At 70.8% G+C, this 26,488-nt stretch carries 28 protein-coding genes; 18 read left to right on the forward strand and 10 right to left on the reverse strand.

Annotated elements, in window-relative coordinates; all coding sequences use genetic code 11:
- Positions 1-10: 10 nt before the first annotated feature.
- Complete coding sequence (locus tag V2J52_RS05935; RefSeq protein WP_331226758.1) at positions 11-682, reverse strand: TetR/AcrR family transcriptional regulator; 672 nt, start codon at positions 680-682, stop codon at positions 11-13.
- 42 nt (positions 683-724) lie between these two features.
- On the opposite strand from V2J52_RS05935, the gene V2J52_RS05940 reads away from it, so the two are divergent.
- Genes V2J52_RS05940 through V2J52_RS05955 form a run of 4 tightly spaced genes read left to right on the forward strand, consistent with a single transcriptional unit; the run spans position 725 to position 2,793 of the window.
- A complete protein-coding gene (locus tag V2J52_RS05940; RefSeq protein WP_331226760.1) occupies positions 725-1,354 on the forward strand; it encodes a hypothetical protein in 630 nt (209 codons plus the stop codon).
- 1 nt (position 1,355) lies between these two features.
- On the forward strand, positions 1,356-1,976 hold the full coding sequence (locus tag V2J52_RS05945; protein WP_331226761.1) for a hypothetical protein: 621 nt from the start codon (positions 1,356-1,358) through the stop codon (positions 1,974-1,976).
- Between the two features lie 5 nt (positions 1,977-1,981).
- The gene (locus V2J52_RS05950) at positions 1,982-2,365 is read left to right on the forward strand and encodes a VOC family protein (RefSeq protein ID WP_331226762.1); all 384 of its coding nucleotides are present in this window, start codon (positions 1,982-1,984) and stop codon (positions 2,363-2,365) included.
- A gap of 47 nt (positions 2,366-2,412) precedes the next feature.
- Complete coding sequence (locus tag V2J52_RS05955) at positions 2,413-2,793, forward strand: DUF4267 domain-containing protein (protein ID WP_331226763.1); 381 nt, start codon at positions 2,413-2,415, stop codon at positions 2,791-2,793.
- Positions 2,794-2,823: 30 nt separating this feature from the next.
- Here the strand turns inward: V2J52_RS05955 and V2J52_RS05960 are convergent, their stop codons facing one another.
- Positions 2,824-4,752 carry a stealth family protein gene (locus tag V2J52_RS05960; protein WP_331226764.1) on the reverse strand — a complete coding sequence of 643 codons (1,929 nt, stop codon included), beginning with the start codon at positions 4,750-4,752 and terminating at the stop codon, positions 2,824-2,826.
- Between the two features lie 373 nt (positions 4,753-5,125).
- Here V2J52_RS05960 and V2J52_RS05965 point away from each other — a divergent pair, with 373 nt between their 5' ends.
- Positions 5,126-5,497, forward strand: a complete 372-nt coding sequence (locus V2J52_RS05965) for a VOC family protein (protein ID WP_331226765.1) — start codon at positions 5,126-5,128, stop codon at positions 5,495-5,497.
- A 182-nt stretch (positions 5,498-5,679) separates the two neighbouring features.
- Here the strand turns inward: V2J52_RS05965 and V2J52_RS05970 are convergent, their stop codons facing one another.
- Positions 5,680-6,789, reverse strand: coding sequence for an NAD(P)-dependent alcohol dehydrogenase (locus V2J52_RS05970; RefSeq protein ID WP_331226766.1), 1,110 nt, complete (start codon positions 6,787-6,789; stop codon positions 5,680-5,682).
- A gap of 179 nt (positions 6,790-6,968) precedes the next feature.
- Between V2J52_RS05970 and V2J52_RS05975 the strand changes: the two genes are divergently transcribed.
- Together V2J52_RS05975 and V2J52_RS05980 are read left to right on the forward strand one after the other, a co-directional pair.
- A complete protein-coding gene (locus V2J52_RS05975) occupies positions 6,969-7,952 on the forward strand; it encodes a YihY/virulence factor BrkB family protein (protein WP_331226767.1) in 984 nt (327 codons plus the stop codon).
- Between the two features lie 61 nt (positions 7,953-8,013).
- A complete protein-coding gene (locus tag V2J52_RS05980) occupies positions 8,014-8,541 on the forward strand; it encodes a GrpB family protein (RefSeq protein WP_331226768.1) in 528 nt (175 codons plus the stop codon).
- On the opposite strand, the gene V2J52_RS05985 is transcribed toward V2J52_RS05980, so the two are convergent.
- Positions 8,538-9,710 carry an SGNH/GDSL hydrolase family protein gene (locus V2J52_RS05985; protein ID WP_331226769.1) on the reverse strand — a complete coding sequence of 391 codons (1,173 nt, stop codon included), beginning with the start codon at positions 9,708-9,710 and terminating at the stop codon, positions 8,538-8,540. The two genes, V2J52_RS05980 and V2J52_RS05985, sit on opposite strands and share 4 nt — an antisense overlap.
- A gap of 238 nt (positions 9,711-9,948) precedes the next feature.
- On the opposite strand from V2J52_RS05985, the gene V2J52_RS05990 reads away from it, so the two are divergent.
- Positions 9,949-10,302 carry a PH domain-containing protein gene (locus tag V2J52_RS05990; RefSeq protein ID WP_331226770.1) on the forward strand — a complete coding sequence of 118 codons (354 nt, stop codon included), beginning with the start codon at positions 9,949-9,951 and terminating at the stop codon, positions 10,300-10,302.
- Here V2J52_RS05990 and V2J52_RS05995 read toward each other — a convergent pair.
- Positions 10,296-10,697, reverse strand: a complete 402-nt coding sequence (locus V2J52_RS05995) for a VOC family protein (protein WP_331226771.1) — start codon at positions 10,695-10,697, stop codon at positions 10,296-10,298. The two genes, V2J52_RS05990 and V2J52_RS05995, sit on opposite strands and share 7 nt — an antisense overlap.
- Before the next feature lie 125 nt (positions 10,698-10,822).
- Here V2J52_RS05995 and V2J52_RS06000 point away from each other — a divergent pair, with 125 nt between their 5' ends.
- From V2J52_RS06000 to V2J52_RS06010, 3 genes are all read left to right on the forward strand, one after another.
- Positions 10,823-11,221, forward strand: a complete 399-nt coding sequence (locus V2J52_RS06000; protein WP_331226772.1) for a helix-turn-helix transcriptional regulator — start codon at positions 10,823-10,825, stop codon at positions 11,219-11,221.
- A 78-nt stretch (positions 11,222-11,299) separates the two neighbouring features.
- Positions 11,300-11,731 (forward strand): VOC family protein, encoded by a 432-nt coding sequence (locus V2J52_RS06005; RefSeq protein WP_331226773.1) that lies wholly within the window; start codon positions 11,300-11,302, stop codon positions 11,729-11,731.
- Positions 11,732-11,774: 43 nt separating this feature from the next.
- A complete protein-coding gene (locus V2J52_RS06010; RefSeq protein WP_331226774.1) occupies positions 11,775-12,224 on the forward strand; it encodes a YdeI/OmpD-associated family protein in 450 nt (149 codons plus the stop codon).
- A 22-nt stretch (positions 12,225-12,246) separates the two neighbouring features.
- On the opposite strand, the gene V2J52_RS06015 is transcribed toward V2J52_RS06010, so the two are convergent.
- Complete coding sequence (locus tag V2J52_RS06015; RefSeq protein WP_331226775.1) at positions 12,247-13,080, reverse strand: hypothetical protein; 834 nt, start codon at positions 13,078-13,080, stop codon at positions 12,247-12,249.
- A 205-nt stretch (positions 13,081-13,285) separates the two neighbouring features.
- Between V2J52_RS06015 and V2J52_RS06020 the strand changes: the two genes are divergently transcribed.
- A complete protein-coding gene (locus V2J52_RS06020) occupies positions 13,286-13,657 on the forward strand; it encodes a VOC family protein (RefSeq protein ID WP_331227119.1) in 372 nt (123 codons plus the stop codon).
- Positions 13,658-13,813: 156 nt separating this feature from the next.
- Here the strand turns inward: V2J52_RS06020 and V2J52_RS06025 are convergent, their stop codons facing one another.
- Positions 13,814-14,179, reverse strand: coding sequence for a cyclophilin-like fold protein (locus tag V2J52_RS06025; protein ID WP_331226776.1), 366 nt, complete (start codon positions 14,177-14,179; stop codon positions 13,814-13,816).
- Between the two features lie 244 nt (positions 14,180-14,423).
- Between V2J52_RS06025 and dnaK the strand changes: the two genes are divergently transcribed.
- The 5 genes from dnaK (at position 14,424) to V2J52_RS06050 (ending at position 19,443) form a co-directional block, all read left to right on the forward strand.
- Positions 14,424-16,286: a molecular chaperone DnaK gene (gene dnaK / locus V2J52_RS06030; protein WP_331226777.1), complete on the forward strand. Its 1,863-nt coding sequence runs from the start codon at positions 14,424-14,426 to the stop codon at positions 16,284-16,286.
- A complete protein-coding gene (locus V2J52_RS06035) occupies positions 16,283-16,915 on the forward strand; it encodes a nucleotide exchange factor GrpE (RefSeq protein ID WP_331226778.1) in 633 nt (210 codons plus the stop codon). The genes dnaK and V2J52_RS06035 overlap by 4 nt, the downstream gene beginning before the upstream one ends.
- Positions 16,916-17,029: 114 nt before the next feature.
- Positions 17,030-18,010, forward strand: coding sequence for a DnaJ C-terminal domain-containing protein (locus V2J52_RS06040; RefSeq protein ID WP_331226779.1), 981 nt, complete (start codon positions 17,030-17,032; stop codon positions 18,008-18,010).
- Positions 18,011-18,063: 53 nt separating this feature from the next.
- Positions 18,064-18,486, forward strand: coding sequence for a heat shock protein transcriptional repressor HspR (locus tag V2J52_RS06045; protein WP_331226780.1), 423 nt, complete (start codon positions 18,064-18,066; stop codon positions 18,484-18,486).
- Positions 18,487-18,555: 69 nt separating this feature from the next.
- Entirely contained in the window at positions 18,556-19,443 is an 888-nt protein-coding gene (locus tag V2J52_RS06050; protein ID WP_331226781.1) for a hypothetical protein, read from the forward strand.
- Between the two features lie 110 nt (positions 19,444-19,553).
- Here the strand turns inward: V2J52_RS06050 and V2J52_RS06055 are convergent, their stop codons facing one another.
- The 3 genes from V2J52_RS06055 to V2J52_RS06065 are packed head-to-tail and all read right to left on the reverse strand — an operon-like array spanning position 19,554 to position 22,338.
- The gene (locus V2J52_RS06055; RefSeq protein ID WP_331226782.1) at positions 19,554-19,952 is read right to left on the reverse strand and encodes a type II toxin-antitoxin system VapC family toxin; all 399 of its coding nucleotides are present in this window, start codon (positions 19,950-19,952) and stop codon (positions 19,554-19,556) included.
- On the reverse strand, positions 19,949-20,200 hold the full coding sequence (locus tag V2J52_RS06060; RefSeq protein ID WP_331226783.1) for a type II toxin-antitoxin system VapB family antitoxin: 252 nt from the start codon (positions 20,198-20,200) through the stop codon (positions 19,949-19,951). The genes V2J52_RS06055 and V2J52_RS06060 overlap by 4 nt, the downstream gene beginning before the upstream one ends.
- Before the next feature lie 56 nt (positions 20,201-20,256).
- Complete coding sequence (locus V2J52_RS06065) at positions 20,257-22,338, reverse strand: prolyl oligopeptidase family serine peptidase (RefSeq protein WP_331226784.1); 2,082 nt, start codon at positions 22,336-22,338, stop codon at positions 20,257-20,259.
- Between the two features lie 142 nt (positions 22,339-22,480).
- Between V2J52_RS06065 and V2J52_RS06070 the strand changes: the two genes are divergently transcribed.
- Entirely contained in the window at positions 22,481-26,455 is a 3,975-nt protein-coding gene (locus V2J52_RS06070; protein ID WP_331226785.1) for a phosphodiester glycosidase family protein, read from the forward strand.
- Positions 26,456-26,488 lie beyond the last annotated feature (33 nt).

Consider the following 26,488-nt stretch of genomic DNA (forward strand, 5'->3'; position numbering starts at 1 on the left):
ACCGATCAGGCTATGGGCGACCGAGCCGATCACCGGGGTGATCGAGCAGCTGATCCTGCAGGAGCCGCGTGAGCCAGTCGGCGTACTCGGCATCCGACCAGCCGCAGGCATCCCTTGCCGCCAGGTAGAGCTCGACCCCGGTCAGCATCCAGGCGCGATCGACCCCCCGCGCGATCGTGAGGTCGCGGGATAGTGCCCCGGCCTGTTCGAGGTCGGTCACCAGTTCGCGTAGTGCCGCCCGCCGGTGTTGGTCGCCTTGCGTCCGGAGCTCGGCAAGAGCCGGGTCTCCAGCGGCGACGTGCATCGCGGTGAGCGCAACCTTGCTGCTGGAAAGCAGAGCACTGGTCCATGCGGCAAAGTCCGCCAGCTTCCGTCGCGGGTCTGCCTCGGCGCGGACACGGACCAACCATCCGGCGGCATCGGCGTCGTGCTCCAGCTGGGCGAGGAGCGCGCCGACGATCGCGCCCTTGGAGCCGAAGGTGGCATACACCGTTTGCGGTGTCACCCCGGCAACCTCGGCAACCTCGGCGACCGTCGTTCCGGCGAACCCGTGCTCGGCGAAGAGGTCGCGTGCCGACGCCGCGATGCGCTCTCGCGTCTCGGCGGCGCGCCGGGTCCGCAGCGGAGACCGATAGGTACGGGCCGGCCTCTCGTCCGGCGGAGGGCCGGGTCTTGGGGTCATAGCCCAAATAATACTTGACCTGACTCGACTAAGGTGAATACCGTGATCGGCGACACCAAAGGTCCCGTCGAAGTGCCCGAGGAGGTGGGAACCATGCCGGGTCAGGTTGTCGGTTCGCTGATCGCGGCCGGGTTCGGAGCGGTGTACATCGTGGTTAACGCCGGATCGTTGCCGCCGGGGGTTCAGTGGTCCCTCCGGGCCGTAGCGGCGGCGGCACTGTGCTTCGTGGTGATCGCAGTGTCCCGCAGGGCTGCCGGGCACCGACCGGCTGCTGGGCGGCCCGATGGGCCGGTCTTCCCCCGCACCTACTGGCTGGTGGTGGGTGTCGAAGCCGCACTGCTCTTCGGAGGGGTCCGTGTCGTGGCAGGACCGCTGGCGACGCCGGAGGCAGGCGTTGCATGGGTCTCGGTGGTGGTCGGGGTTCACTTCTTCGCTCTCGCCCGAATCTTCGATCAGGCATTCTTCAACCTGCTGGGCGCCGCGATCAGCCTCTGCGGCGTCGCGGCTCTCCTCCTCGCATTCACGGGGGCCGGGCTGCCGAGCGTCGACCTGGTTGGCGGCGTCGCTCCCGGGCTGCTGCTGCTTGCCTCCGCTCTGTGGGGCATTCAGCGTCGCCCCGTGGCAGCAGCGACGCCTCACTCGTCCTTCATGGCAGACCAGGGAGGCCGCTGAGATGGCGATCGACGACGACGTCCGACATGGCCTCGCGGGCGCATGGGACCGTTTCGCCGGGCCCGGGCAGTCGAGAGGCGAAGGTGTCGGCACGATCGCCGCCGTCGCCGCCGCAGCGGCGTGGGGTGACCACGCGCTCGAGCGGGGGGCCCCGCGGCACTGCCGGGGACTGATGCGGCTGGCCGCGGTCGACCTGTGGGGCGGGGTCTGGGTCAACAACACCCCCAGCTGCGTGCGCTGGTACGAACGGCCTGGCCAGGGGGCCGGTGAGCACGTCGCATTCGCAGCCGTGCACCTTCTTCACGCCGGAGCGGTCGGCTACACCGACGCGGCCGTGGGGAACCGCACCCGAGGCTCGGCGCTCCGCTGGACACTTGCCCACTACGCGTGGCTGCTCACGACCACGTCGGTGATCGCCACCGCGCCGAGACACGTGCGCCTGCCGATCGCTCTTGCCGCAACGGCGGTCGGGCTCGGACTGGATCGAGTCCTGGGACGCTCCGTGGCTGCGCCCTGGTTCGCGCCGGTCTACTACACCAAGCTCCTGATCGGCCACGCCGCAGGAAGCGTCTGGACCGGAAAGCACCATCCGCAAGCTATCTCAGCCAAGAAAGGACGATGACAGCCATGGACATGAAACTTGAGGTCATCGGGATCCCGGTCTCCGACGTCGACGCCGCCAAGGCGTTCTACACGGAGCAGGTGGGTTTCGGACTTGACCACGACGTCACCCCGGCGCCGGGGATGCGGGTCGTCCAGATGACCCCACCGGGCTCTGCGTGCTCTGTCGTGATCGGGGAGGGCATGCCGCTGGGCGAACCCGGTTCGACCAAGGGCCCGCAGCTCGTCGTCAGCGACATCGACGCGGCCCGTGCCGCGCTCGCAGGCCGAGGCGTCGCGATCACCGAGGTGCAGCAGCTCGGTCCCGAGGGTGCGCCGGGATCCAGGTTCGCATTCTTCACGGACCCCGACGGCAACGGTTGGTCGTTGCAGGAGATGCGCGGGGACTGAGTGTCTCGCGGGCATGGAGCGTTGGACGGACGAGACGGGAGGCACGGATGACAACGCTGCTGTTGGTGCTGGCGGGCCTGGGAGCATTGGCGATCGTGGTGATCGGCCTGCGGTTCTTGCTGGTGCCCCGCACGGCGGCCGCCCAGTTCGGGCTGGGCGATGGTGCGGCGGTGACGGCCGAGCCCTGGCTGGCGGTCAAAGGGGTGCGGGACGTGGTCAGTGGCTTGGTCGTGCTGCCCGCCCTGCTGAGCGGTCAGGCGTGGCTGGTCGGTGCGATGTGCCTCATCGCCGCGGTGACTCCGTGGGCGGATGTGGTGGTGGCGACTCGCAGCGGCGGCTCTCGTGGCCGTGCCCTCGCTGTGCACGGCGGGACCGGTGCGGCGCTCGTGGTGATCGGAGCGCTGCTCTTGCTGGCGGCTGACGGCTGAGCTGCTGCGGCCACCACGGCGGGCAGCGTCTCAGCCGTCCTTGGAGGCGGCCCCCTGGGCGGCCAGCCGCCGTGGCGCGGCGTGTGGCTGCACGACGTCGTCGAGCGGGGTGGTCGCGATGCCGCGCTCGAACGAGCTGGCCAGCGGGAAGTAGCGCGACAGGAAGGCACGCAGCAGCCGGCCGCTGTCCTCGTCTTCGCCCGAGACGTCGGGGGAGTCGTTGAGGCAGAAGACATCGAACTCGCGGGCGCCGAGCACGTGCTGCAGCCGGCGGGCAGCCCCGGGATGCCCGAGGTTGAGGTAGAGGTACTCCAGCCGTCCCGGGACCGCCTTGCCCAGCCCGTAGGCGTAGTAGTGGTGCAGCGCCGAGGTGATCGACAGGTCGTCCGGGTGGCGGAACTTCGAGGCCGCCACCTGGGCGAACAGCTCGGGGTGGGTGTCCTCCATGTGCTCCAGCACCGAACGGAGCTGCGGGTGCGGGGTGTGCTGGAAGATCGTCGTCGTCGTGCGACCGAACACGTCCTCGATGAGGTCTCGGTTGTTCTTCGCCGCGCTGGTCACCGGGTCGTCGTGCGGTTCGCGGGGGCCGTGGTCGATGAGCGCCGAGGACGGGAAGAACTTCGCCAGCCCGTTGCCGTGGAAGAACAGCTCCGGGGTGACCGGGCGGCCGAAGAAGACGTCGTCGTTGAGGTACAGGTAGCGCTCGGCCAGCCCCGGGATGCGGTGGAGCTGGGACTCGATCGCGTGGGAGTTGAACACGGGCAGCACGGCCGGGTCGGCGAAGATCTCCCGGTGGTCGACGAGGTTGAGGCGGGGGTGGGCGGTCTCCAGCCAGTACGGCACCTGCCCGGCCGTCACGACGTGGACGGTGCGGACCCAGGGCGCGAACATCTCCAGCGACCGCAACGAGTAGCGCAGCTCGTCGTGCGAGCGGAAGCGGGCCGCGTGGGTGGCGGCCGGCAGCAGGCCGACGTCCCGCGGGGAGCCGAGCGCGGTCGCCCGCTGCTCGTTCCAGTCGGGGTCGGCGCCGTCCACCCAGGTGTAGACGACGTCGATCGGTCCGGTGGCCGCGAACAGGTGCGGCAGCTGCGGCACCGGCAGATCGGCGGCCGGCCGGGCGGTTGCCTCGTGCCAGGCCTTGTCGGTGAGCCGGTTGGTCCACGCCTGCCGGCGCGGAGCGGCGAGGCGCCGGTCGGCCTCCGCGCCGGGTGCGGCGGTGCCGTGCTTGACGGCCGTCCGGTCGGTGACCGTGGGTTGCGGCTCGCGCCACACCTCGACGTCGATGCCGACCTCGGCGGCGGTGATCGGCCGGCCCGGGCCCCCGGCGGTGAGTCGGAAGAGACGGAAGCCGCCGTCGGTGGCGCACAGCTGACGGACCCGGCTTCGCGTCACGCGGCGCGGGCGGGCGGCCGACGCGTCGAGCGGCACGGCGTACCAGGACCGGTCGAGGCCGTCGGCGAGCGCGGCGGCGGTGTGCTCGGCGTCCTGGCCGCGCACCGCGACGGACGCGTCCTTGCCGGGACCGGCCGGCAGCACCACGGGGGCCACGCCGGAGCGGCGCAGGGTGTCGACCACGGTGGCGCGCTGCTGGTGAGTCTCGTCGTCGGCGTCGAGCTGTGAGACGGCGGCGGCCCACCGGGGCCGCAGCGCCGAGCCCACCGGCACCAGGGAACCGCGGGTCGGCAAGGAGCGGCGGTCGAGGAGCCGCTCGTTGACGGCGTGCGCGAGGTGGGCGGCGTGCCCGGTGGCTCGCACGATCCGGCTGCGCCACTGGCCCGGCAACGCTGCCAGCGTCCGGCTCCGCCGTCGGGCGCTGCGGTCACGGGCCCGGAGCACGGGCGCCACCGAATCGGGGTAGAGCAGCAGCTCGGTACCCACGGCGTCGACCGTGTACTTCACCTCGCGGTCACCCGCGCTGATCTGGTCCTGGACCATCCAGGTCTGATCGAATCCGGTCACCACTCCAAAGGGTTGCTTCACTCATTCCGCCTTTCTTCACCGGCCCACGAGCGGCGGTGGTACGTCCCTCATGGGACGGCGTACCGTGCGCCTCGCGGGCGGCCCGCGGCTCCTCGCGCTGCAAGGCGTCGAGTGTGCCGTCGAGCAAACATGTCGCGCATCGTCGGGCGCAGCCGTACGGGGTCAGCCGAGGGCGCTCGAGGCGCGGGAAGTTTCATTGTACGCCGTGGGTAGTATCCGCGGCCTGGCTGCGCCCGGTCAGGGCTATATCGGCGCGCGAACGTGGCGCAAATCCGGCCGTTAGGTGACCGCAATGCTTCCTAGGGTGAGGATGGGCGGTCCGAGAGCGGACGCCACGATGAAGGGGTGAACGATGGACTGGAAGATCGAGCTCATCTTCGTGCCGGTGACCGATGTCGACCGTGCCAAGGAGTTCTACCTGCGGATCGGCTTCAACGCTGACCACGACCAGGTCCCGTTCGAGGGGCTGCGATTCGTGCAGATGACCCCGCCGGGATCGGCGTGCTCGATCGCGTTCGGCGACGGGCTCGGCGGGGACCTGGAGCCGGGGCGGCAGAACACGATCCAGGTGGTCGTGCCGGACGCCGATGACGCGTTGGTCCAGCTGCGGTCGGTCGGCGTCACCGCGCAGGGCGTCGACGAGCAGGCATGGGGGCGTTTCGTCACCTTCGACGACCCCGACGGCAACACCTGGACGCTCCAGGAGCTGCCCGCGCGCGACTGAGGCTCCCGCTCCGGCGCCCGCGGCCGACGCGGTCCGGGTGGTGTCGCTGCACATCATGCTCCCCGTTCTGCGGTGCGTCTGTGGTCGCCGTCACGCTATCCAACGAGGATCTCGACGGCGCGACGGGGGCCGACCGTCCGGTCATGGGCAGTCGCGGGGCGGCAGGGTGAAGACGCCGCCGCTCAGTGCACGAGGACGGCCTTGACCGCCTCGCCGGATCCGGTGGCCTCGATAGCGCTCTCCAGCTCGGCGAACGGGTAGGTGCGGACCAGCTTCTCCAACGGGAAGCGGCCCTGCCGACGCAGCTCCAGCAGCTGTGGGATGAAGACGCGTGGCACCGAGTTGCCCTCGACGATGCCCTGCACGCTGCGGCCGAGCTGCATCACCGGCAGCAGGTCGAGAGTCATGCCGGGGGCCGCGCCGACGATGCCGAGGTGGCCGCCCCAGGCAAGCGAGTCGACCAGCCGGGCCAGCACCGGCGCGACGCCGGTGGTGTCGAACGCGTGGCTGGTCCCGCCACCGGTGAGGTCGCGGATCTGCTCGACCTGGTCTTCGTCCCGGCCGTCGACGGTGTGGGTGGCGCCGAGCTCCCTGGCCAGCGCCAGGCGCTCCTCGATGATGTCGACGGCGATGATCGTGCCGACCCCGGCGGCGACCGCGGCCATCAGACCACTGAGGCCGACCGCGCCGGTGCCCGCCACCACCAGGCTGTCGGTGGGGCCCGGACGTAGCACGTTGAGGATGGCGCCGGCGCCGGTCTGCACGCCGCAGCCGAGCGGGCCCAGCAGGTACTCGTCGTCGGGCTCGACCCAGTCCGGCACCTTGGCGAGGTTGCGCTCGGCGACCAGCGCGTGGGTGGCGAAGGAGGATTGTCCGAAGAAGCTCGACCCGACGGGTGCGCCGTCAAGGGTGGCCTTGAATGAACCGTCGGCACGCGTGAGGGCAAAGTTGATGTCGTTGAACTGCTCGCAGTTGAACGGCCGGCCGGTGAGGCAGGTGCGGCACTGCCCGCAGGAGGCGTAGGAGGCCATCACGCGGTCGCCCTCGACGACGTCCGTCACCCCGGTACCAACCGCCTCGACCACGCCGGTGCCCTCGTGCCCGTAAATGGCGGCAGGGAAGTCGGGCTGGTGGAAGGTGTCACGGGCGAACAGGTCGGTGTGGCACAGCCCGGTCGAGGTGTACCGCACGAGGACCTCACCCGGCTGCGGGTCACCCAGCTCGATGCCATGGACCAGCTCGAAGGTGCCGCGCGGCTCGCGAAGGAGGTGGGCACTGATCGTCGTAGACATCTGGGTCTCCTTCGGTCGGGACGAACCACGCTACTCCGGACCGTCACACCGGGCAGAGCGGGGCGCTGGGGAGTGGCCGTCACCACCGACGCCGCGACCGGCTGAGCGCTGCCGGCGCACCGAGGCCGGCCGCGGCATCCCGGAGTGCGAGCCGCCCGGGCCGGGACGAGACTGAGCGCATGGCGGCCGTCATACCCCGCGAGCCGACGCCCGCGGCACCCGGTGCCGGTGCGGTCGCACCGCGCCAGATCCCGCTGCGCGGGTGGCTGCTCATCCTGCGCCGGGTGGCAGGTCGCGTCCTCGCCGAGAAGTTCTTGCTCTACAGCGCCGGCGTCGCGTTCTTCGCGGTGCTCTCCGTGGCGCCGGTGATGCTCACCGCGCTGTCGGTGTACGGCGCGGTCAACACGCCGGCACGGGCGCAGGAACACCTCTCGGGGGTGGTGGCGGTGCTGCCGCCCGCGCTCGGCGACGTGCTGGCCGACCAGCTGGTGTCGATCACGGCAGCGTCCACCCAGCTCCTGACGTTCCACGGCTTCCTTGCCTTCGCCGTCGCACTGGGGACGGCGACGACCGCGATGACGTTCCTCATCGAGGCGGTGGCCGTCGCCTACCGCGAGGAGGACACCCGGGGCGCGGTCCGCCGTTCGCTCCTGGCCCTGGCGTTCGTGCTCGGTGGTGCGGTGGCCCTCGGAGCGGTGTTCACCAGCACCGCCGTAGTCGCCCGGGCGCTCGCCGGGGCGCCTGACTGGGTCCTCGTGCTCGCCCTCGTGGCGGCGTGCATCGGCCTTGCGCTGATAGTGACCGTCGGCCTCGAGGTGCTGTACCGGTTCGCGCCCGGCCGCCGGGGCAGGGCGCGGTGGCGCTGGATCAGCGGCGGCGCTACCGCGACGACCGCCGGCTGGTTGGCAGCCACGGGCGGGCTGTTCTTCTACGTGCAGAACCTGGGCACCTACGAGCGCATGTACGGCTCGCTCGCCGGCGTCGCGATCAGCATGCTGTGGCTGTGGCTCACCGTCCTCCTCATCATCCTCGGGGCCGCGGTCAATGCGGAGAGCGAACGGCAAGCGGCCCGCGACTCGACCGTCGGGGAGGAGCGGCCGCCCGGGCGGCGGGGCGCCGTCGTCGCCGACGACGTCCCGCCGCACCCGGAGGACCCGGACTGACCGTTGGTCGTCCCGTTGGTCGCGAACGGAGCGGGACGACGGCGCGTGCCATGATCCGGCCATGGATGCCGAGCGGGCTGTTCACCTGGACACCGAGCAAGCGGTCACTCTGGTACCGAGCCGGTACGAGGAGTGGGTCCGACGCTTCGCGCAGATGGCCGCCGCCATCGAGTTGATCGTGCCGGACGCGACCATCGAGCACATCGGCTCCACCGCGGTGCCCGACCTGCCGGCGAAGGACGTCGTCGACCTCCTCATCGGCGTCGATGCCCAGTCGGTCGTGCCTGCTGCCCGGCAGCTGGTGGCGGCGGGGTTCGATCTCGAGGGCGAGCTGGACCACCACTGCTGGCTCAGCTCGCCGGACCGGCGCGATCGCGCCTTCGTCCTCCACGTCGTCGAGCACGGCAGCCGTGCCTGGAACCGTCGCATGGCGTTCCGCGACCTGCTGCGGGCCGACGAGTCCGCCCGACGGGCCTACCTGCAGGTCAAGGAGCACGCCGCTCGGCAGTCGCGAGGCTGGGACGACTACACGCTCGCGAAGAGCTCGGTTGTGGCCGAGCTGCTGGCAGGGGCCGACGCGGAGGACTAGCTGGCTGCGAACGGGCCGTCGGCGAAGACTGCGCCGACGAACCGTTCCGCCATCAGTCGGTGGGTCGCCGAGTCCGGGTGGAGGGCGTCGGGCAGCGGGTGCGCGGCCGCGTCGGCGTCTCCGTAGAGCTCGCGCCCGTCGAGGTAGTGCAGGTGCTGGTCGGTGGCACGCCTGTCGGCCACGATGCGTGCCAGCTCCTCGCGGATCACCGCCAGGGTGAGCTTCCCGGTTGCCACCTCGGCGGGATCCCCGGTGGCGCGGAACCGGAGGACTCCCTGGGCGAAGGCGTCCAGGTCGAACCCGCCGGGGCCGGGGGTGTCCTCGTGGATCGGGCAGAGGATCGGTGAGACGACGAGCAGCGGCGTCGTGGGGTGGCCCTCGCGGATGGTGTCGAGGAACCCGCGGACGGCGGGGCCGAACGCCCGCAGCCGCATGAGGTCGGCGTTGACGAGATTGATGCCGATCTTGAGGCTGATGAGGTCGGCGGGCATGTCGCGGATCTCCCGAGCGACGAAGGGGTCGAGGAGAGCGCTGCCGCCGAACCCGCGGTTGACCAGGTCGACCCCGGCGAGGCGTGCCGCGGCGACGGGCCAGATCCCGGTCGGAGTGGCGGCGTTGGAGCCGTGGCTGATCGAGCTGCCGTGGTGCACCCACACCCGCCGGGAATGATCCGCTGCGGGCTGCACGGGGGCGTCGGCACGCAGCTGGTGGATCTCGATGGTCTCGCGGTGCGGCAGCCAGATCTCGACGTCCTTGTCCCGGGCTGGCAGGCCCGCGAAGCGCGCGGTGCTCGCCGGTCCGGTGTCCGTCGTCGTGGTGCCGTCCGCCGTGTCGATGGTGACCGTGGTGCCGCCGGACGTCGTGGCCTGCGCGACCAGCTCACCGTCGACGACGAGCTCGACGACGCCGTCGGGCCGCGGGGCGATGCCGGCGTAGGTGGTCCGTGACCGGTGCAGGTCGAGCTCGATCACGGTTGCTGCGGTGCGGAACGCGAGGTGCACGCCCGACGGCTGGGACTCCACCATCGCCAGCTGCGGGTCGGCGCACTGCGCGCGCGCCCACGAGGAGAGCCGGTGCGGCAGCAGGCCGTGCTGCGACCGTTCGAGCTCGGCGGCGCCGCGGACGAGCGCCGTCGTGAGTGGAACGACGGTCAGGTCGGGAGCTGTCATGGAATGTCCTTCGGTCTCGTCGTGGCCGGCGGGCTCACCGGCGCTCGTGCTCGGGCGGGTCGGGGTGCTGTCCGGCAGACTAGGACCCACCGGGCGTGGCGGGCGAACCGCCCGGCAGGTTCGCTGGTACGCGACGAAGGGACGCGCATCGATGCGTGTGGACTCGGCCCATCGCAGCGTCTGGCGAGCCCGTGGGACGGGATGGCGGACGTTCACCTACATCTGGCTGCCGCTCACCGTGCTGTTCCTCGGCTGGACGTTCTTTGCCGACGATGTGCACTGGGGGACACGCGTCGTCGGCGTGTCCAATGTCCTCGTCGCCAGCCTCACCGTGCTGGAGATGCGCAAGATGTCCGCGGCCGATAGCTCTGGCATCGAGGTGACCGAGCTCAAGACGCGGCGCATCCCCTGGAGCGCGGTGGAGCGGCTGCGCCCGGTCAAGCCCGGCATGTGGTCGATCTTCATCCCGGTCAAAGCTCGGCTGGTCGACGGCTCGGCTCTCACCCTCCCGCATGTGCCCGCGTCGGACCTGGTGAGGCTGGAGAGACTTCGAACGAAGGGGGCCGAACCACCGGGTGGGTCGGATCACTGAGCCGGATGCATGATCTCCCAGAGGTCGCCGTCGGGGTCCGCGATGGTGCCGGTGTATCCCCATTCCCGCTGCTGGGGCTGAATGGCGACCTCGGCGCCCGCGTCGCCCGCCGCTCGGATGAGGTTGTCCACCGTGCTCGTCGAGTCGACGGAGATGCTGAGGAGACATTCGGCAGTGCCGGCCTCGGCCGTGGCTCGTTCGGCGGTGACCCAGCCGAAACCTCCGGTCGGGATGTACATGACGCGGGCGCGTTGGTTGACGACGACCTGGAGCGGCTCAGGAACGCCGTCCTCGGCGAGCTCGCCCGGGGTCTGGAGCCCCAACGCCTGCGCGAAGGCGTGTGCGCGCCGGCGGTCCTCAGTGGGCATGGCGATGGTGATGTCGAAAGTGTTCATACGGGGACCGACTTGGCCGGGCATCGCGAATCATCGGGCTGGTGCCGACCGGTTCGACATCATCGACTTCTCCCGCACGACCAGCCTTGATCTCAGATCACCACGTTCGCACCAGAATAGGAGTCATGGGCCAGGACTCAGAGGCGACGAACCGCCGGCTGCTGCGCGCCCGCGACGCCATGGACCGCGCCTACACCGAGCCGCTGAACGTCCCGGACCTGGCGAGGATCGCCCTCGTCTCGGAGGCGCACTTCATCCGAACCTTCCGGGCGACCTTCGGTGAGACCCCGCACCGTTACCTGCAGCGGCGGCGGGTGGAGCGGGCGATGCACCAGCTCCGCGAGACCGACCGGTCGGTCACCGACATCTGCATGAGCGTCGGCTTCACCAGCCTGGGCACGTTCAGCCGGACCTTTCGCGAGATCGTCGGCCAGTCACCGAGCGAGTTCCGCGCGAGCACGCCGTCCGCGCCCATCCCGACGTGCTTCACCAAGAGCTGGGGCAGACCGAGCAGTTTCGGATAAGCCATTGCCAGCCGTGCTCACTAACGTCGTGCCCATCACCCGCCCGGCCCCCGGGCAGGCACAGCAGAGGAGAACGTCATGATCACCGCGCTACGCATCAGTCAGGTCTACGTCCTCGACCAGCAGGAGGCGCTCGACTTCTACGTCGGCACCCTCGGGCTCGAGCTTGGCGACGACATCAACTTCGGCCCGATGCGGTGGCTCACCGTCAAGGCACCGGACGGCCACCAGATCCTGCTCGAGCGTCCCGGCCCGCCGTCGATGGACGACCAGACCGCCGACCAGGTCCGCGACCTCGTGACCAAGGGCGCCGCAGGTGGCCACCTCTTCTTCGTCACCAGCGACGCCCAGGGCATGTACGAGCAGCTCGTCGAGCGCGGCGTCGACATCACCGACGAGCCCACCAGGCAGCCCTACGGCCTCGACTTCGGCCTGCGCGACCCGTTCGGCAACCACATCCGCATCGCCGAGCTCTCCGACGTCCCGGTGACGGCGGACGCCGCACGCTGAGCGCGCTGCTGCTGAGCTCACCACCAGGTACGAAGGAGTCACTGTGGTCAGTTTCCGAACCGCGCTCTGGCCCGGCGGCGGCAACAACGTCGGCATCGTCGTGCCCGAGGACATCGTCCTCGGGTTCGGCCGCGGCAAGCGCGTCCCGGTGGTCGTCACCATCGACGGCGGCTACACCTACCGGACCACGATCGCCTCGATGGGCGGGCAGTTCCTGATCTCGTTCAACGCGCAGACACGCGCCGCGACGGGCCGGACCGCCGGGGACGAGGTCGAGGTGACCCTCGAGGTCGACGACGCGCCCCGCACCGTCGATCCGCCGGCAGAGCTGGCCGCGGCACTCGAGGCGGCCCCGGCGGCGGCTAAGGCGTGGTCGACGCTCTCCTACAGCAAGCAGCGTGGACACGCGGAGTCCGTCGCCGGCGCCAAGCAGGAGGAGACCCGGGCCCGCCGGGTGCAGAAGGTGATCGCCACCTTGTCCGGACCGGCTTGACGCAACCGCAAGGCCCCGTGCCTCAGGGGCACGCTCGGTCGTCAGCAACACGCACGAGCAGCCAGTCCATGTGTGGTACCGACGCGACCATTTCGCGGTCCGAGCTGCCGAGCGGGTACAAGGTCAGCTCGTCTCCGTCGTTGACGTCCCAGGGCGCCTCACCGTCGGCGGGCGTCCAGAGCGATCCGTCGAGCGGGCCGACGATCGGGCTGTCGCAGGACGGGGCGGCACGGTAGACGTACCGGACGGGCTGGTCCGCCGGAAGGTCCTCCCCGTCAGCAATGAGCGGAGGCTCGACGGGGACCGTCAACGATGGGTCAGCGTGCACCTGCTCGTCCGTGGCGGTGCTGCCTGGACTCGCGAGATCCACATCGACCACGGTGCGTTCTTCCGGTGCTCCGGGATGCGGGTCCCGCGCCTCGAGCTGCACCCGGAACGGGCCTGGCGGCAGCAGATCCCGGGAGATGGCCACCACGAACGCGTGCGGGTTGGCGTCGTCGGGGCAGCCGTAGAGCTCGCCGGGGACCACGAGATCGGCGTGAACCAGGTCGCCGTCGACGACGACCCCGTCCATGCGGACCGGGCAACCGGATCCGTAGACCGCACCGAACCACACGGCGATCTCTCGCTCCCAGTCCACCTCGGCCGGGGCGCCGTCCAGACCTGCCGACCGCCACATCGTGCGCAGCTGGTCACCGGTGGTGGCCACTGCGGTGCGGTAGACCTCACCAGACGGCCCCTCGCCGAGGAGGCGCCAGCCCTCGCCCGCCGTCGCCTGCTCGTCACCAGTCGAGGACCCGGCCGGATCCGTGCCGGCGACCGTGCTGCAAGCGCTCAGTAGGAGCGCGCCGGCCAACAGGGCGCCGGCTAGGGCGCTGAAATGGCAGCCTCTGCGTCGCTTCGCTTCCGGCACGCGCGCCACCTCCTGGCCCCAAGTATTCTCGTTCCGGGCCCAGCGTGTCCTGCCATTGCGCAACCAGAGCCCGCCCAGCTGCCGCCCGAGAACCCTGGTTGCCGAATGGGACTGTCACGTGTGATCCGCGGCCCATAGGGTGACGAAGATGGCTTCCCGATTCTCTGAGCTCGTCATCGATTGCCAGGACCCACAGCGGTTGGCGGAGTTCTGGTGCGACGTCCTCGGCTTCGTCGTGCTCGGCAACGAGGACGGTGCGATCGAGGTCGGACCGGCCGAAGGGTTCGGCGGACTGCAGCCAACCCTGATCCTGAGGCCGACGACCGATCCCAAGGCCGGCAAGCAGTGGCTCCACATGGACCTCAACCCAACCGACCGCGACCAGGAAGCCGAGCTCGAACGACTCCTGGCGATCGGCGCGCGACCGGCCGACGTCGGCCAGACCGGCGAGGAGCAGTGGCATGTCCTGCGCGACCCCGAGGACAACGTGTTCTGCCTTCTGCGAGCCCGCCTGAGCTAGCAGGCAGCAGCACCCTGCTATCCGCGCGGCAGCGCATCGACCTGTTCTCAGCGGTCGAACCCTGGTCAGTCCCGCAGGCCCGCACCTCTTCCCTCATCCAGGCCCGCGAGCTGAGGCTCCGTCCTGCTGTGGCGGCTACCGGCTCGACCCGATAGCTCAGTAAGCGCGCGTGGGAGCCGCCGTGATCTGGATGGGGGAGCCGTCTGGTAGGTCCCGCAGTGCGTCGAGGTCGTAGGTGAAGCGTCCCATCCGCACCAGGCCGGGCCACCGTCCAGGACGTCCGTAGTACAGGACGAGCCCACGGGTGGGGGCGTGGTAGCCAATCTCCCCGGGTTCGGGGGCGTCCGCGTGAGGAACGCCGGTCAGGGGCAACGACCGGTCCAACGGCGCGACCTTCTCCACCTGATTGAAGTCGTTGAAGGCCAGGGAGAGCGGGAGCATACGGGCGAACTCGTGTGCTACCGGATGGTCGAACAGCTCGCCGTCGATACGGGCCTCACCGATGGTCAACTCGATCCTCACACAGCCTCCTTCGTTCTCTGCCCGTGCCCGGGACGTCCCAGCCGGCCAACGTAGCCGAGAGTCGTACCCAGCTGCAGCGGACGACCCGCCGTCGTCCGGGAATGAAACTCATCCACCCAAGGTTGAGCCTGACAGACTCAAGTTTGGTGGTCTCGAGTTGACATGTCAGCCGCGAGGCGCAGACTTGAGTGCGGACGACTCAAGGGCCGGGACCCGGCCCGCGTACAGGACAGGAGCACTTCACATGGCACGAGCGGTCGGAATCGACTTGGGCACCACCAACTCCGTGGTGTCCGTCCTTGAGGGTGGCGAGCCCACCGTCATCGCCAACGCCGAGGGCGCGCGCACGACGCCGTCGGTCGTTGCCTTCTCCAAGTCCGGCGAGGTTCTCGTCGGCGAGGTCGCCAAGCGGCAGGCCGTCACCAACGTCGACCGGACGATCACCTCGGTCAAGCGCCACATGGGCACCGACTGGTCGCAGCAGATCGACGACAAGACCTACTCCGCCCAGGAGATCTCCGCGCGGGTGCTCGGCAAGCTCAAGCGCGACGCCGAGCAGTACCTCGGCGAGACCGTCACCGACGCCGTCGTGACCGTCCCGGCATACTTCAACGACGCCGAGCGGCAGGCCACGAAGGACGCCGGGCAGATCGCCGGGCTCAACGTCCTGCGGATCGTCAACGAGCCCACCGCCGCGGCGCTCGCCTACGGGCTCGAGCGCGGCAAGGAGGACGAGCTCATCCTCGTCTTCGACCTCGGTGGCGGAACCTTCGACGTCTCCCTGCTGGAGATCGGCAAGGACGAGGACGACTTCTCCACCATCCAGGTGCGCGCCACCTCCGGTGACAACCGCCTCGGCGGCGACGACTGGGACCAGAAGATCGTCGACTGGCTCGTCGCCCAGGTGAAGAACAAGGACGGCGTGGACCTCTCGAAGGACAAGATCGCCCTCCAGCGGCTGCGGGAGGCCGCCGAGCAGGCGAAGAAGGAGCTGTCCTCCACGCTCAACACCAACATCTCGCTGCAGTACCTCTCGATGAGCGAGAACGGTCCGATCCACCTCGACGAGAAGCTCTCGCGGGCGCAGTTCGAGGACATGACCAAGGATCTCCTCGACCGCACCAAGGCACCGTTCAAGGCGGTCATCGCGGACGCCGGGATCAACGTCGCGGACATCGACCACGTCGTCATGGTCGGTGGCTCCACCCGGATGCCTTCCGTGACCGAGCTCGTCAAGGAGCTCACCGGCGGCCAGGAGCCCAACAAGGGCGTCAACCCGGACGAGGTGGTCGCCGTCGGCGCCGCGCTCCAGGCCGGGGTCATCGGCGGTGACCGCAAGGACATCCTGCTCATCGACGTCACGCCGCTGTCCCTCGGCATCGAGACCAAGGGCGGGGTGATGACCAAGCTCATCGAGCGCAACACGGCCATCCCCACCAAGCGCTCCGAGGTCTTCTCCACCGCCGAGGACAACCAGCCCAGCGTCCTCATCCAGGTGTTCCAGGGTGAGCGAGAGTTCGCCCGCGACAACAAGCCGCTGGGGACCTTCGAGCTCACCGGGATCGCCCCGGCGCCCCGCGGCATGCCGCAGATCGAGGTCACCTTCGACATCGACGCCAACGGCATCGTCCACGTCTCCGCCAAGGACCGTGGCACCAGCCAGGAGCAGTCGATGACCATCACTGGTGGCTCGGCCCTGCCGAAGGACGAGATCGACCGGATGGTCAAGGAGGCCGAGGCGCACGCCGAGGAGGACAAGAAGCGTCGCGAGGAGGCCGACTCCCGCAACTCCGCGGAGCAGCTCGTCTACTCCACCGAGAAGCTGCTGACCGACAACGCCGACAAGCTCTCCGAGGAGGTCTCCGCCGAGGTCCGCACCGCCGTCGACGACCTGAAGAAGGCGCTCGAGGGCGAGGACATCGCCGAGATCACCGCGAAGCAGGCCGCGCTGGTCACCGCCTCGCAGAAGATCGGTGAGGCGCTGTACGCCAGCGACCAGGCCGCTGGCGAGCAGCCCGCCGCCGAGGACGCGGCCCCGGCCGCCGAGCAGTCCTCGGACGAGGACGTCGTCGACGCGGAGATCGTGGACGAGGACGAGTCCAAGTGACTGGCGAGAACATCAACCCGGGCGGTCAGCCGCCTCCGGAGGAGGAGCGGGAGCGGCCGGTCGTCAACGACCGGCGACGCATCGACCCGGAGACCGGTGAGGTGCGTGAGCCCGACGCCGCCGAGGAGGCCGTGACGGCCGAGACCGACGACGAGCAGGACCCGGTGGCCTCCGGGGCACTGGCCGCGGTCAAGGCCGAGGCGGCCGACCTCGCCGAGCAGCTCGCCCGTCGCAACGCCGAGCTGTACAACCTCCAGCAGGAGTACAACGGCTACGTGCGCAGGTCCAAGGCCGGCGCCGGTGACCTCAAGGTCGCCGGGCACGTCGAGGTCGTCGAGGCCCTGCTCGGGGTGCTCGACGAGATCGAGCTGGCGCGCCAGCACGGAGACCTCACCGGCCCGCTGGGCGCGATCGCCGAGAAGGTCGAGACGACCCTCGAGCAGCGCGTCGCCCTGGAGCGGTTCGGTGCCGCCGGCGAGGAGTTCGACCCCGAGCTCCACGACGCGCTCATGAGCACCCCGGACCCGCAGGTGACGGCTTCGACGATCGTCCAGGTCATGCAGCCCGGCTACCGGATGGGCGAGAAGATCGTCCGCGCCGCCCGGGTCGCCGTCAGCGTCCCCGAGTAGCACCGCGCCCGGCCGCCCGGCCCGCCCCCCGTTCGCGGGCGGGCGGCCGGGCGGCGGGCGTCGGACGGCCGATCAGTAGTAGAAGTAGAGCGACACGAGTGGAGGTGAGGCGCGATGGCAGGGCAGGACTGGTTCGAGAAGGACTTCTACGCCGAGCTCGGCGTGCCCAAGGACGCCGACGCCGCAGCGATCAAGAAGGCGTACCGGAAGCTCGCCCGGGATCTCCACCCGGATCGCAACCCGGACGACACCGCGGCCGAGGGGCGCTTCAAGAGCGTCGGTGAGGCGTACTCGGTGCTCTCCGACCCCGAGCAGCGCAAGCAGTACGACGCCGTGCGGACGATGGCCGGCGGCGGCGCCCGGTTCTCGGCGGGCTCCGGTGGTGCCGGCGGGGCCGGCGGCTTCGAGGACCTCTTCGGCGGGATGTTCCCCGGCGGTGGCGCCGGCGGGCCCGGCGTGCGCTACTCCACCGGCGGTGGTGGCTTCGAGGACGTCCTGCAGGACATGTTCTCCGGCGGGGGCTTCAGCAGCCGACGCCGTCCGACCCAGCAGGGCGGCGACATCACCACCAGCGCACGGCTGCCGTTCCGCAACGCCGTCGAGGGTTCCACCGTGCAGCTGACCACCAACGGACGCTCGATGACCGTGCGGATCCCGCCCGGCGTGCACGACGGGCAGAAGATCCGGCTGCGCGGCAAGGGGCAGCCGGGACGCGGTGGTGGCGAGCCCGGCGACATGGTCGTCACCGTCAACGTCGACCCGCACCCGGTGTTCACCATCGACGGCCGCAACCTCCGGCTCACGGTGCCGGTGACCTTCGCCGAGGCTGCCCTGGGCGCGACCATCGAGGTCCCGACCCTCGCGGGCGACCTCGTGCGCCTCAAGCTGCCGGCCGGCACGCCGTCGGGCCGCACGTTGCGCGTCAAGGGCCGCGGCGTCGACACCCCCAAAGCCACCGGCGACCTTCTGGTCACCGTGGAGGTCGCGGTGCCGAAGAACCTCAACGCCAAGGCGAAGGCTGCCGTCAAGGACTACGCCGAGGCGACCGCAGGCGAGGACCCTCGCGAGGAGCTGCGGGCCCAAGCGACCCGCTGACCGATCGCCGTCCCCGGCGGACCGTGACGACACCGACGAGGAGGCGATGACCGATGACGACCGATGACATCGACGACGCCACGGCGGTCTACGTCATCTCCATCGCCGCCGAGCTGGCCGGCATGCACCCGCAGACCCTGCGGCAGTACGACCGGCTGGGGATCGTCACGCCGGAACGCACGCGGGGCCGTGGCCGGCGGTACTCGACGCGCGACGTCGAGAGCCTGCGTGAGGTCACGCGGCTCTCGCAGGACGAGGGCATCAACCTCGCCGGGATCCGTCGCATCATCGAGCTCGAGCGAGAGCTCGATCGCACGGCCGCCGAGCTCGCCCGGCTCCGGTCGCAGGTCGCCAGCGCCAGCCGGGTGTTCGCTGCCACGGCCGAGGGCGAGGTGAGCGAGCTGCCGCGAGGCCGGCGCGTCCGGCGCCGGTCGGGTGGCGCACTCGTACTCTGGCGCCCGCCGCACCTGGGCTGAACGGGCTGGCATGCTTGACATCAACAACCGGCCGATCCAGTGGTCGGCGACCATGAGGGGCAGGGCCCGATGACCAACGACGACGGCGCACCACAGTACGGCCGACGACTCCCCGAGGGGCAGAACCCGACGCCCGGCGACCACGGCCAGCAGCCGGGGCAGCCGCCCGCCTACGGCCAGCAGCCGGGTTACGGGCAGCAGCCGCCCGTCTATGGGCAGCCATCGGATTACGGACAGCAGGGCCAGTACGGCCAGCAGCCGGGTTACGGACAGCAGGGCCAGTACGGCCAGCAGCCGGGTTACGGGCAGCAGGGCCAGTACGGCCAGCAGCCGGGCTACGGCCAGCAGCCCGGCCAGTACGGCCAGGCCGGCTACGGCCAGCAGTACGGCGTCGGCCCGGCGTCCGGGCCCCCGCCCAAGCGGACCGGGGCGATCGTCGCCGTCGTCGTCGGGGCGCTGCTGATGATCGGGGCGCCGATCGTCGGCATCGTCATGGCGGTGGCCCAGGCGGGTGACACCGTCGGCGAGATGGCCACCGACGGCGTCGAGGTGACGAACGGCGGCACGGTGGACCTGCCGGCAGACGTCGAGCGACTCGTGCTGTTCAACGACTCCAGCATCACGGCCGGCAGCGTGTCGTGCGACGTCACCGACCCTGGCGCCAGTGCCCTCGAGGTGTCGCAGACCATCGACGCGCTCGGGGCCGAGGACGTCCCGATCCCAGGCGTGACGTTCCAGACGACGTCGAACGGTACCTACACGATCGACTGCGACCTGCCGGAGGGCTCCTCGCAAACGATGATCGTCTCGCCGCCGATCGACTTCGGCGCCCTGCTCAGCGGCGGCATCGTGGGTCTCATCGGCCTCGCCGTCGGCTTCCTCGGCCTGGTCCTGCTGATCATCGGCATCATCTGGCTCGTGCGCGTCAACAAGCGCATCCGCACCGGTCAGTACTGAGCCGCCGGCTGGATCAACGGGTAGCTTTCGTCAGCAATGGTCTGACGAAAGCTACCCGTTGCCGGTGGGGCGCCGGTGGGGCGCCGGTGGGGCGCCGGTGGGGCGCCGGCTTACGCCGCGCTGAGAATGTCCGTCTGCGCGAAGTCGCGGCCCTTGAAGAGCAGGCTGGCGCCGAGGGTCCGCGCCAGGGCGTATGAAAAACAGTCTCCGAAGTTGAGAGCGGCCGGGTGACGACCCTTGCCGAACCGGCGCCACGCAGCGACAGCGACCGCTATCTGCTCCCCGTCGACCGCCGTGGTCGAGACCTGAAGGGCATCAAGGAGCGCGTGCAGGTCCGCGGTCGCCTCCGGACCCTGCTTGGCCTCGATGACGATCCCAGCCTCTACTGCAGTCGCTGCACTGATGGTCAGACCGCCGGCATGCCGCTGCATCGCCGCGAGCAGTGATTCGGCATCGGTCTCACCGAAAATCACCGCCGACAGCGCCGATGTGTCCAGGACGACAGTCACGGAAGCCCGTCCTCGTCGTATCCGAGGATGTCATCGGGATGACGATCATCGAGGATCGCCCGACGTCTGCCTCGCTCGACGATGGCGTGGAGGTCGTGCCCGGCGCTCGCTGCCCGCGTCTGCGCCCGCACTTTCGCGAGGCGCTCCTCGATGGCGCGGCGGGTGGAGACCGTGATGCTCTCACCGGTGGCCGCCGCCAGTTCCCGGGCGAGCCGATCCGTGTCCGCGTCCTTGATGTTGAGGGCCATCACCTCAGATTAGAAGGAAGAATTCATCCTGACAAGGATGATCCCGGGTCCCGTTCTCAGCCGAGCCGCTGCCAGAGGAACTCGTAGGCCAGCGCGTTCATGAACGCCTGCTGCGCGTTGGTCGCCGCGCCGCCGTGGCCGCCCTCGATGTTCTCGAAGTAGGTCACGTCCTTGTCGGCTCCGGCCATCAGCGCCATCATCTTGCGCGCATGCCCAGGGTGGACGCGGTCGTCGCGGGTCGAGGTCGTGAACAGCACCGGGGGCGCCGGTGCCGCGGCGTCGAAGCGATGGTACGGCGAGAAGGTGCGGATGTACTCCCACTCCTCGGGCACGTCCGGGTCGCCGTACTCGGCCATCCACGACGCCCCCGCCAGCAGCTGGCTGTAGCGCTTCATGTCCAGCAGCGGCACCTGGCACACGATGGCGCCGAACAGCTCGGGGTAGCCGGTGATCATGTTGCCCATGAGCAGCCCGCCGTTGGAGCCGCCCTGCGCGCCGAGGTGCGCGGTGTCGGTGACGCCGCGGGCAACGAGGTCGCGGGCGACGGCGGCGAAGTCCTCGTAGGCGCGGTGGCGCTTCTCCTTGAGCGCCGCCTGGTGCCAGCGCGGCCCGTACTCGCCGCCGCCGCGGATGTTGGCCACGACGTACGCCCCGCCGCGCTCGAGCCACGCGCGGCCCACGGCGGCGGAGTACCCCGGCAGCCGTGGGATCTCGAAGCCGCCGTAGCCGGACAGCAGCGTCGGCAGCGGGCGGACCTCGGCGTCGTCGGCGGCGGGCACCGGGGAGACCTGGAAGTACGGCACCCGGGTGCCGTCGTCGGACGTCGCGAAGTGCTGCTCCACGTGGATGCCGTCGGTGTCGAAGTAGGCCGGCATCGACTTCAGCGGCTCCAGGCCGACGACGGCGCCGTCGTCGTCCAGCTCCAGCCGGGCGAGCGTCGTCGGGGTGAGGAACCCGGTGACCGTCAGCCACAGCCCGTCGGACGCGTCGGCGTCGACGGCCCTGACAGCGATGGTGGCCAACGGTGGCGCCTGCCAGTCGGTGGCCGCGGCCGCGAGGTCGAGCGGGCGGCGGCGCCAGGGCGCGTCGCCGGTCGGCGGGGTGAGTACCTCGAGCCGGTTGGTGACGTCGTCGAGGACGGTGACGACGAGGTGGTGACGCGTCCATAACGCCCCGACCAGCGCCGTCGACGCGGTCGGCGTGTAGAGCGACTCGAAGCCGCGGTCGCCGGCGAGGAAGTCGTCGAGGCGCATCGCGAGCAGGGAGCCGCCGGGATAGCTGCGGCCACCGACCTCCCAGTCCTCGCGCAGCTCGACGGTCAGCCACTCCCGGTGGACGTCTGGCTCCGCGGAGCGCGGCACGTCGATCCGGGTGAGCTCACCGCCGTCGAGCAGGTACATGTCGGCGTCGTAGAAGGCGCGCGCCCGCCACACGATGTCCCGTTCGAAGCCGGTGGTGAAGTCGTGCGCGGCACCGATCGACATGTCGGTCGTCTCGCCGGCGAAGACCTCCGGCGCATCGGCCAGCGCGGTGCCCCGCTCCCAGCGGCGGACGGTGCGCGGGTAGCCGGACGCCGTCATCGAGCCCTCACCGACATCGGTGTAGGCGAACACGACGTCACCGGTGGAGTCCGCCCAGCGCAGGGCGCCCTTGGCCTCCTCGCGGGTGAACCCGTCGGCGACGAAGGTCTTGGTCACGAGGTCGAACTCGCGGGTGACATCGGCGTCCGAGCCGCCCCGGGACAGCGCGACCAGCGCCTTCTCGTACGCCGGCCGCAGCACCTGCGCGCCGTGCCACACCCAGTTGACGCCTTCGTCGGCGGCCAGCGCGTCGATGTCGAGCAGCACCTCCCACTCCGGCTCGTCGCTGCGGTAGGAGTCCCACGTGGTGCGGCGCCACAGGCCACGCTCGTGCTCCGCGTCGGTCCAGAAGTTGTAGAGGAACTCGCCGCGCTGGGCGACCGCCGGGATCTTGTCCGTGGAGTCGAGCACCTCGAGGATCTGCGCCTGCAGCGCGTCGAAGCGCTCGGTGCCGAGGGCAGCGGTGGCCCGCTCGTTGTGGCCGCGGACCCAGCCGAGCGCGTCATCGCCCTCGACGTCTTCGAGCCAGGCGTGGGGGTCGGTCGGGGGAGTGGTCATGGCGCCATCCCATCACGTGTGCGTCGGGCGCCCGGTATTCATCCGGCCGTCACCACCGAGACGCCCGGTGGTCACCGTTCGGCCACCTCGCCGCGATGTGCTGGCGGGTGCAGCCCACCCCTCCGCTGAAAGGCCTCCTTCCGTGTCCGAATCCGCCAGGCCTCGTCGCCGCGCGATCACCGCAGGACTGCTGTCCTGCCTCGTCACCGGCGCGCTCGCCGTCGGGCTCACCGCCCCGGCGGCCGCCCTCGTCGCGCCCGACATCGAAACCGCCGCCCCACCGCAGGCCGCCGACGTCCCGGGGTACCTCGACCTCAGCGACGACGGTGCCGCAATGGTCACCGAGCGCACCGAGACCGAGATCGGGCCCGGCACGGTGCTCACCGAGTTCGTCCGGATGGAGGACGCCGGCTGGCAGCGCGGTGCGATCCTCGACGTCGACCTGACGAACCCGGCGATCTCGCTGGACTACATGGACTCCGGCAAGGCGGCCGGGAACGCGACCATCTCCGAGATGGTCGAGGAGGCCGGCGCGGTCGCCGGCGTCAACGGCGACTTCTTCGATATCAATAACTCCGGCTCCGCGCTCGGCGTCGGGGTCGACGCCGAAGAGGGCGTCATCACCTCCCCGAACCCCGGCCGCAACAACGCGCTGGTCATCGACCCGCGGGGGATCGGGCACCTGACCGAGGTGTTCCTCGACGGCCGGGCGGTCGCCCCGGACCGCGGCTGGGACATCCCACTGACCGGCCTCAACGCCTCCACCTTCGCCGGTGGCGTGGCCGTGTACACCGAGCGCTGGGGCGACCACGCCCGGGTCAACGGCCTGGGCAACCGGGACAACGCCGTCGAGGTGTGGGTCGGACCGGACTCCCGGGTAACGCAGACCGCGCAGCCCGTCGGCGGCGGGGAGATCCCCGCGGACGCGCGCGTCGTCGTCGCCCCGGCCGGCGAGCACGCCGACCTGCTCGCCGCCCTCGAGGTGGGCGACCGGCTGCAGACCAGCTACAGCGTCCGCTCCGACGCCGACCAGGCGATCGTCGCCATCGGCGGCGGCGCCCACCTCGTGCGCGACGGCGTCGTCCAGACCCACAGCGACACGACGGTCCACCCCCGGACGGCCGTCGGCCTCGACGCCGACGGCGGGCGCCTGATCCTCGTCGTCATCGAGGGACGCAGCTCGATCTCCCGCGGCATGTCGCTCGACGAGCTCGGCGGTTTCCTGCACCAGCTCGGTGCCCACCACGCGATGAACCTCGACGGCGGCGGCTCCACCCAGATGAACGCCACCACCCCGGGCGAGGAGCAGTCCTCGGTGGTCAACAACCCGTCCGACGGCGTCGAGCGGCGTGACGCGAACGGGCTCGGCGTCGTCGTCGGCGAGAGCTCAGGGATCGTCGAGGCCTACAACGTCCGGCCGGCCAGCCGGCTGCCCAACGCCGACCGCGTCTTCCCCGGCCTGCAGCGCAACCTGGAGGCGCTCGGCTACGACGAGCACAAGCGTGCCGTCGTCACCCCGGCCGAGGACTGGGTGTCGACCGCGCCCGACGTCGCCACGGTGACCGACGACGGCGTCCTCGCCGGCGTGGCGCCGGGTCGCACCACGGTGAACGCCTCCGCCGCGACCAGCGACGACTCGGTGGCCAGCGGCGAGACCGACGTCCAGGTGCTCGACGAGCTGGTCCGCATCCAGGCGTCGACGGCCGCCGTCACCCTCGCGGACGAGGAGAGCAGCGGTTCGGTGGTCATCACCGGCTTCGACCGCCACGGCTACGCCGCGCCGATCGACACCGCGGACGTCACGGTGACCGTCGGGGACGGCTTCACGGTCGAGCCTGCTGCCGCCGCGACGTTCGGCGTCGTCCCGGAGTCGGGCTTCGGCTCCGCGACCGCCACCTTCGAGGTCGACGGGCACACCGTGGACATCGCACTCATCGTCGGCACCGAGACCGTCGTCGTCGCCGACTTCGCCGACGCCGCGGACTGGACCTACGCCCAGGACCGCGCCTCGGGCCGGATCGAGCCCGCCGAGGGGCCCGACGGCCAGGACGCCATCAAGCTCACCCACGACTTCTCGCTGCAGACCGGGACCCGCGGCTCGTACGCGATCGCCCCGCAGCCGATCCGCGTCGAGGGCCAGCCGCTGTCACTGACCGCGCTCGTCCACGGTGACGGCACCGGCGTGTGGCCCCGCATCCAGTACACCAACGGCGACGGCGTCCGCGGGAACATCGACGGGCCGAACCTCGACACCCCGGGGTGGCAGGAGGTCACCTTCACGGTGCCCACCGGTACGACCTACCCGCTGACGCTCGAGCGGATCCGCTTCATGGAGACCAAGGCGGCCGCGCAGTACCAGGGCGAGATCATCGTCGCCGGGCTGCACGCCAACGTCCCGCAGGACGTCGACATCCCGCAGCAGCAGGTGTGGCACGACCCGTCGTCGTCCCGGCTCGGTGACGTCGACGACGCCCCGCTGCGCATCGCGGTGATCTCCGACGCCCAGTTCGTCGCCCGCAACCCCGACTCGGCGGCCGCCCTGGCTGCCCGCCGGACCATCCAGGAGGTCCAGGAGCAGGGCGCGGACCTGCTGGTCATCAACGGCGACTTCACCGACGAGGCCACCCCCGAGGACTTCGACCTCGCCCGGCGAATCCTCGACGAAGAGATCCCGGACGAGGACGCGCTGCCGTGGATCTACGTCCCCGGCAACCACGAGATCATGGGCGGCCCGATCGAGAACTTCGTCGACGAGTTCGGCCCGACGACGACGGCGAGCACGCTGGACGGCACCCGGGTCGTCACGCTGAACTCGGCCACCGGCCGGCTCGGCAGCGACTTCGCCCAGCTCCGGATGCTCCGTGAGGAGATCGACAACGCCATCGAGGACCCCGAGATCACCGGCTTCCTCGCGTTCTTCCACCACCCCACCCGCGACTTCCGGCCCGGTGCGCCCTCCCAGCTCACCGACGGCCAGGAGGCCCGGATGATCGAGCGGTGGATGTCCGAGCTGCGTGCCGAGGGAGTCTCCGCGGCCGTCGTCAACGCCGGCGTGGGCGCCTTCGACGTGCGCACCCAGGACGGCGTCGTGCACCTGACCAACGGCAACGCCGGCAAGGGACCCAGCTCGACCCGGGACCGCGGCGGCTTCACCGGCTGGTCGATGCTCGGCATCGACCCGGCGCAGGGCTATTGGCCCGAGGCGGACGACCAGTGGCTGAGCATCGAGGTCCGGCCGCACGTCGACGACCTGCGGATCCTCGGCCCGGACACGCTCGAGACCGGTGAGAGCGTCCAGCTCGAGGGCGTCGTGGACCAGAACGAGGGCACCGCGGCGAACCCGCGGATGGAGGCGACCCCGGTGGTCTGGCCGATGTCCTACCGCTGGGACGCCGGCAACGGTGCGGTGCTGGCCGACGAGCCGGTCGAGCTCGCCGCCCGCACCCTGGCGACGCTGGTCGACGACGGCGCGAACGAGGCCGCGGCGCCGCCGGAGACGGCCACCGTCGTCGAGCTGGACGCCCGCACCGGCGAGGTCACCGCGCTGGACCAGGTGATCATCGATGGTGTCGTCACCGACGCTGGCGACGTCTCGGACTCGCACGAGGCGCTGGCCCCGGCGACCTACGTGGCGACCGTCGAGCTGGCGGTGAGCGCGGACAGCACCGCCCACGAGATCGAGGTCGCGCTGCCGCAGTACGCGTCGGTGGAGGAGGAGCCGACCGAGGAACCGACGGAGGAGCCCACGGAGGAGCCCACGGAGGAGCCCACGGAGGAGCCCACGGAGGAGCCCACGGAGGAGCCGACCGAGGAGCCGAGCGGTGAGCCGGGCGACGACCCGATAGATGAGCCCACGGAGGAGCCGAGCGGCGAGCCGGGCGACGACCCGATCGATGAGCCCACTGGCGACCCGGCCGGCGGCGACGCCGGCGACTCGACCAGCGGACCGGGCGGCGAGCCCACCGGGGGCGCCGCTGGGGCAGCGGCCGACGAGCTCACCGCCACCGGTGCGCCGGTGGTGGCCGGCGTCCTGTCCGCGGTGATCCTGCTGCTCATCGGCGGGGTGGTAGTGGTGGCTGCTCGACGACGCGGCGCGCTGGCGCCCGAGGTGGGCTGAGCGCAGCCCGCAGCCAGGCGGTAGTCAGGCCGG

The sequence above is a fragment of the Georgenia sunbinii genome (genome assembly GCF_036421875.1).
In the GTDB taxonomy this organism is placed as follows: Bacteria; Actinomycetota; Actinomycetes; order Actinomycetales; family Actinomycetaceae; genus Georgenia_B; species Georgenia_B sunbinii.

Excerpts from the sequence above, each read along its gene's own strand:
- V2J52_RS05965 (WP_331226765.1), top strand. The coding sequence starts at position 5,126 with ATGGACTGGAAGATCGAGCTCATCTTCGTGCCGGTGACCGATGTCGAC.
- V2J52_RS05950 (WP_331226762.1), top strand. The coding sequence starts at position 1,982 with ATGGACATGAAACTTGAGGTCATCGGGATCCCGGTCTCCGACGTCGAC.
- V2J52_RS06045 (WP_331226780.1), top strand. The coding sequence starts at position 18,064 with ATGACGACCGATGACATCGACGACGCCACGGCGGTCTACGTCATCTCC.
- V2J52_RS06005 (WP_331226773.1), top strand. The coding sequence starts at position 11,300 with ATGATCACCGCGCTACGCATCAGTCAGGTCTACGTCCTCGACCAGCAG.
- V2J52_RS05995 (WP_331226771.1), bottom strand. The coding sequence starts at position 10,697 with ATGAACACTTTCGACATCACCATCGCCATGCCCACTGAGGACCGCCGG.
- V2J52_RS05935 (WP_331226758.1), bottom strand. The coding sequence starts at position 682 with ATGACCCCAAGACCCGGCCCTCCGCCGGACGAGAGGCCGGCCCGTACC.
- V2J52_RS06000 (WP_331226772.1), top strand. The coding sequence starts at position 10,823 with ATGGGCCAGGACTCAGAGGCGACGAACCGCCGGCTGCTGCGCGCCCGC.
- V2J52_RS05945 (WP_331226761.1), top strand. The coding sequence starts at position 1,356 with ATGGCGATCGACGACGACGTCCGACATGGCCTCGCGGGCGCATGGGAC.
- V2J52_RS05985 (WP_331226769.1), bottom strand. The coding sequence starts at position 9,710 with ATGACAGCTCCCGACCTGACCGTCGTTCCACTCACGACGGCGCTCGTC.
- V2J52_RS05955 (WP_331226763.1), top strand. The coding sequence starts at position 2,413 with ATGACAACGCTGCTGTTGGTGCTGGCGGGCCTGGGAGCATTGGCGATC.
- V2J52_RS06060 (WP_331226783.1), bottom strand. The coding sequence starts at position 20,200 with ATGGCCCTCAACATCAAGGACGCGGACACGGATCGGCTCGCCCGGGAA.
- V2J52_RS06065 (WP_331226784.1), bottom strand. The coding sequence starts at position 22,338 with ATGACCACTCCCCCGACCGACCCCCACGCCTGGCTCGAAGACGTCGAG.
- V2J52_RS05970 (WP_331226766.1), bottom strand. The coding sequence starts at position 6,789 with ATGTCTACGACGATCAGTGCCCACCTCCTTCGCGAGCCGCGCGGCACC.
- dnaK (WP_331226777.1), top strand. The coding sequence starts at position 14,424 with ATGGCACGAGCGGTCGGAATCGACTTGGGCACCACCAACTCCGTGGTG.
- V2J52_RS06020 (WP_331227119.1), top strand. The coding sequence starts at position 13,286 with ATGGCTTCCCGATTCTCTGAGCTCGTCATCGATTGCCAGGACCCACAG.
- V2J52_RS06050 (WP_331226781.1), top strand. The coding sequence starts at position 18,556 with ATGACCAACGACGACGGCGCACCACAGTACGGCCGACGACTCCCCGAG.
- V2J52_RS05980 (WP_331226768.1), top strand. The coding sequence starts at position 8,014 with ATGGATGCCGAGCGGGCTGTTCACCTGGACACCGAGCAAGCGGTCACT.
- V2J52_RS06040 (WP_331226779.1), top strand. The coding sequence starts at position 17,030 with ATGGCAGGGCAGGACTGGTTCGAGAAGGACTTCTACGCCGAGCTCGGC.
- V2J52_RS05975 (WP_331226767.1), top strand. The coding sequence starts at position 6,969 with ATGGCGGCCGTCATACCCCGCGAGCCGACGCCCGCGGCACCCGGTGCC.